The sequence below is a fragment of the Bradyrhizobium sp. 23 genome (genome assembly GCF_023073295.1).
Classification (GTDB): Bacteria; Pseudomonadota; Alphaproteobacteria; order Rhizobiales; family Xanthobacteraceae; genus Bradyrhizobium; species Bradyrhizobium canariense_D.
On the sequence record NZ_JADPJF010000042.1, the window covers coordinates 44065 to 47864 of the forward strand.

The 3800-nt window shown below is 63.9% G+C and carries 5 protein-coding genes and 1 pseudogene; 4 read left to right on the forward strand and 2 right to left on the reverse strand.

Annotated elements, in window-relative coordinates; genetic code table 11:
* Nucleotides 1-482, reverse strand: a pseudogene (locus IVB32_RS09890) (lytic transglycosylase domain-containing protein); the annotation flags it as partial.
* A 239-nt stretch (nt 483-721) separates the two neighbouring features.
* On the opposite strand from IVB32_RS09890, the gene dapA reads away from it, so the two are divergent.
* From dapA to IVB32_RS09910, 4 genes are read left to right on the forward strand one after another with little or no spacing between them, the layout of a single operon-like run.
* A complete protein-coding gene (gene dapA / locus IVB32_RS09895; protein WP_007603384.1) occupies nt 722-1612 on the forward strand; it encodes a 4-hydroxy-tetrahydrodipicolinate synthase in 891 nt (296 codons plus the stop codon).
* A 25-nt stretch (nt 1613-1637) separates the two neighbouring features.
* Nucleotides 1638-2081 (forward strand): large conductance mechanosensitive channel protein MscL, encoded by a 444-nt coding sequence (gene mscL / locus IVB32_RS09900; RefSeq protein WP_085351428.1) that lies wholly within the window; start codon nt 1638-1640, stop codon nt 2079-2081.
* A 59-nt stretch (nt 2082-2140) separates the two neighbouring features.
* The gene (gene smpB, locus IVB32_RS09905) at nt 2141-2614 is read left to right on the forward strand and encodes an SsrA-binding protein SmpB (RefSeq protein ID WP_007603387.1); all 474 of its coding nucleotides are present in this window, start codon (nt 2141-2143) and stop codon (nt 2612-2614) included.
* Nucleotides 2615-2618: 4 nt separating this feature from the next.
* The gene (locus IVB32_RS09910; protein WP_085351429.1) at nt 2619-3212 is read left to right on the forward strand and encodes a peroxiredoxin; all 594 of its coding nucleotides are present in this window, start codon (nt 2619-2621) and stop codon (nt 3210-3212) included.
* Here IVB32_RS09910 and IVB32_RS09915 read toward each other — a convergent pair.
* Nucleotides 3209-3800, reverse strand: a 592-nt coding sequence (locus IVB32_RS09915) for a uracil-DNA glycosylase (protein WP_247410272.1), incomplete at its 5' end; no start/stop codon positions are given. The genes IVB32_RS09910 and IVB32_RS09915 overlap by 4 nt on opposite strands.

Here is a 3800-nt window from a genome sequence, read left to right on the forward strand (position 1 = left end):
GCCGGAGCCAGGACAGGAGCCGCGACGGGCTTGGCGGAGGCCGGGGCGGTCGGTCTGACGATGGCCGTTGCTGCCGGTGCGGGTGCGGTCTTCGGGACCGAGCCGCCAGCGGCCGGCTGAGGTTTCGGCGCGACAGCCGCAGGCTTCAGCTTGTCCTTTGCAGGTTCCTTGCCTGCGTTCTTGCCAGCATCCTTGCCAGCGTCCTTGGCAGGCTTCTTCGCGGCATCCTTGGCGGGTGGACTGGTCGCGCCCTTGCTTGCGCCCTTGGCGGCGTCCTTCGAAATGTCCTTGCCGGTTCCCTTGGACGCCCCCTTCGTGGTGTCCTTGGCGGCTGGCTTTGCGATTTCCTTCGCGGTTTCCTTGGCGGTCTCCGCGGTTGTCTCATTGGATTTGGCCCAGGCGGCGCAGCCGGCCGACAGCCCTGCCATCAGGCACACGACCAGACCGGTGGATCGCCATGCGGCGCGCGGAAAGGAGATCACGGCGTTTCGTCGCCCCGAATCAGTCAATTGGCTCAAGACCTAGCTGTACAAGATCTGGCTATATTTGATTGAATATGCGGACAAATACCAACAGCCGCTTACCTTTGCCGGGTTTGCACCACCACCGCGGCAAAATCGCGGCCTAAACCCGTGCGTCACACGGAAGCGGGTCTTTTACCGGCGGGATAGACCCGATATGAATGCGGCTTGCTCGAGATCGCCGCGTACGGAGGAAGTCCATGGCAGCCAAGACGAAATTCCGGGGATCGTTCACCGCCTTGGTCACGCCGTTCAAGAACGGCTCGCTGGACGAGGCGGCGTTCCGCTCCCTGGTCAACTGGCAGATTTCGGAGGGCACCAACGGCCTGGTCCCGGTCGGCACCACCGGCGAGAGCCCGACGCTGAGCCATGACGAGCACAAGAAGGTCGTCGAATGGTGCATCGAGGAAGCGAAAGGCCGCGTGCCTGTCGTCGCCGGCGCCGGCTCCAACTCGACCAAGGAGGCGATCGAGCTCGCCCAGCACGCTGAAAAGGCGGGCGCCAACGCGGTTCTGGTCGTGACGCCCTACTACAACAAGCCGACCCAGGAAGGCATGTACCAGCACTTCAAGGCGATCAACGACGCGATCGGGATTCCGATCATCATCTACAACATCCCGCCGCGTTCCGTGATCGACATGTCGGTCGACACCATGGCGCGGCTGTGGGAGCTGAAGAACATCGCCGGCGTCAAGGACGCCACCGCCAGCATGGTTCGCGTCTCGCAGCAGCGCGCGGCAATGGGCGAGGACTTCAACCAGCTCTCGGGCGAGGATGCGACCATCCTGGGTTACATGGCCCATGGCGGCCATGGCTGCATCTCGGTGACCTCGAACGTCGCGCCGCGGCTGTGCTCGGAGTTCCAGGCCGCCTGGGCGAAGGGCGATCATGCCACCGCGCTGAAGCTGCACGACAAGCTGATGCCGCTGCACAACAACCTCTTCATCGAGAGCAATCCGGCGCCGATCAAGTACGCGCTGTCGCTGCTCGGCAAGCTGGACGAGACGCTGCGGCTGCCGATGGTGCCGGTCACCGAGCCGACCCGCGTTGCCGTGCGCAGCGCAATGGTTCATGCCGGCCTCATCAACTGACGCGCTGGCCGATCGGGGAGCTTTCATGGCGATCGAGGAAAGAGGCACGCGGATGCTCACGGAGTTCCGCGAATTCGCCATGAAGGGCAACGTCGTTGACCTCGCGGTCGGCGTCATCATCGGTGCGGCCTTCGGCGCCATCGTGACGTCGCTGGTCGGCGACGTGATCATGCCCATCATCGGCGCAGTTACCGGCGGCCTCGACTTCTCGAACTACTTCACGCCGCTTTCGAGCAAGGTCACCGCCGCAAATCTCGCGGACGCGAAAAAGCAGGGTGCCGTCTTGGCTTGGGGCAACTTCCTCACGCTGACGATCAACTTCATCATCATTGCCTTCGTGCTGTTCCTGGTGATCCGTGCCATGAACAAGTTGAAGCGCAAGGACGAGGCGGAGCCTGCCGCTCCGCCGAAGCCGTCGGCCGAGGTCGAGCTGCTGACCGAGATCCGCGATCTCCTCAAGAAGTCTTGACGCGCGCGCTTCATCCAAACTGTTAGCGTCCTCGCGCATCTCGATCAGGTTTGTCCCCCATGGCCGACAAGAATGAACGTCCGATCAAGGTCATGGCGGAAAATCGCAAGGCCCGCTTCAACTATGCGATCGAGGATACGATCGAGGTCGGCATTGCCCTGACCGGCACCGAGGTCAAGTCGATCCGCAACGGCAAGAGCACGATCGCGGAATCCTACGCCGATTCCAAGGACGGCGAGATCTGGCTGATCAACGCCACCATTCCGGAATATCTTCAGGGCAACCGCTTCAATCACGAGCCCAAGCGGCCGCGAAAACTGCTGCTGCATCGCAAGCAGATCAACAAGCTGATGGGAGCGGTCGACCGCGAAGGCATGACGCTGATCCCGCTCAAGCTTTACTTCAACGAGCGTGGTCGCGCGAAATTGCAGCTCGCGGTTGCAAAAGGCAAGAAGCTGCACGACAAGCGCGAGTCCGAGAAGAAGCGCGACTGGAGCCGGGAGAAGGGCCGCCTGATGCGGGCGAGGGGATAGCGGGATGACTCAGAGAAACCTGCTCGAGGTTGATTGGACCCGGATTCCCGCCCCCGCGGATGACGGCGGCGCCGCGCACCTGAAAGGCATGACGCTGCCGCCGGTCAGCCTGCTCGCCACTGACGACACGTCAGTCGCGCTGTCGGCGCTGCGTGGCCGGACCGTGGTGTTCGCCTATCCGCGCACCGGCGAGCCCGGCAAGATCGCGCTGGTCGACGATTGGGACATGATCCCGGGCGCGCGCGGCTGCACGCCGCAGACTTGCGCGTTTCGCGATCTGTTCGCCGAGCTGAAGGCCGCCGGCGCCGCGCAGGTGTTCGGCCTCTCGACCCAGAGCAACGCGTACCAGACCGAGATGGCCTCGCGGCTGCATCTGCCGTTCCCGGTGCTCTCGGACGAGAAGCTGGCGCTCACGCGCGCCCTGAATTTGCCGACCATGGAGGTTGCGGGCCTGACGCTGATCAAGCGCCTTGCGCTGATCGTCGACGACGCCAGGATCACGCATGTGTTCTATCCGGTGTTTCCGCCCGACCGGAACGCCGGCGATGTGCTGGACTGGCTGAAGGCCAATCCGGCCAAAGGCTTGTCTAGGGATTAGTCGAGGTCGGCCTTCACCTTCGCGAACACGGAGCGGAACATGTCCGGCGTCAGCACGCGGGTGTTCGTGTTGTAGCGGGAGCAGTGATAGCTGTCGTAGAGCCTGAATGCGCCGGCCTGATGCACGGCGCCGTGGCCGAAGGGGGCTTGCGATCCCTTCAGGTTCAGCGGCTTGAGCACGGTGTCGTGCGCAATGCGCCCGAGGGCGACGATCGCGCGCAGGTTCGGCATCGTTGCGAGATTCGCGGCGAGAAACTGCCGGCAGGTGTTGATCTCGACCGGCAGCGGCTTGTTCTGCGGCGGCACGCAATGCACCGCATTGGCGATCCGGCAGTCGACCAGCTTCAGGCCGTCGTCGGGACGCGCCCGATATTGGCCCTTGGCGAATCCGTATTCGAGCAGCGTGGTGTAGAGCAGGTCGCCGGCATAATCGCCGGTGAAGGGACGGCCGGTGCGGTTGGCGCCCTGCATCCCCGGCGCAAGGCCGACGATCAGCAGGCGCGCCTTGATGTCGCCGAAAGGCGCAACCGGTGCATTGTGCCACAATGGCTCGCGCGCGCGGTTCGCCTCGCGAAAGGCGACCAGGCGC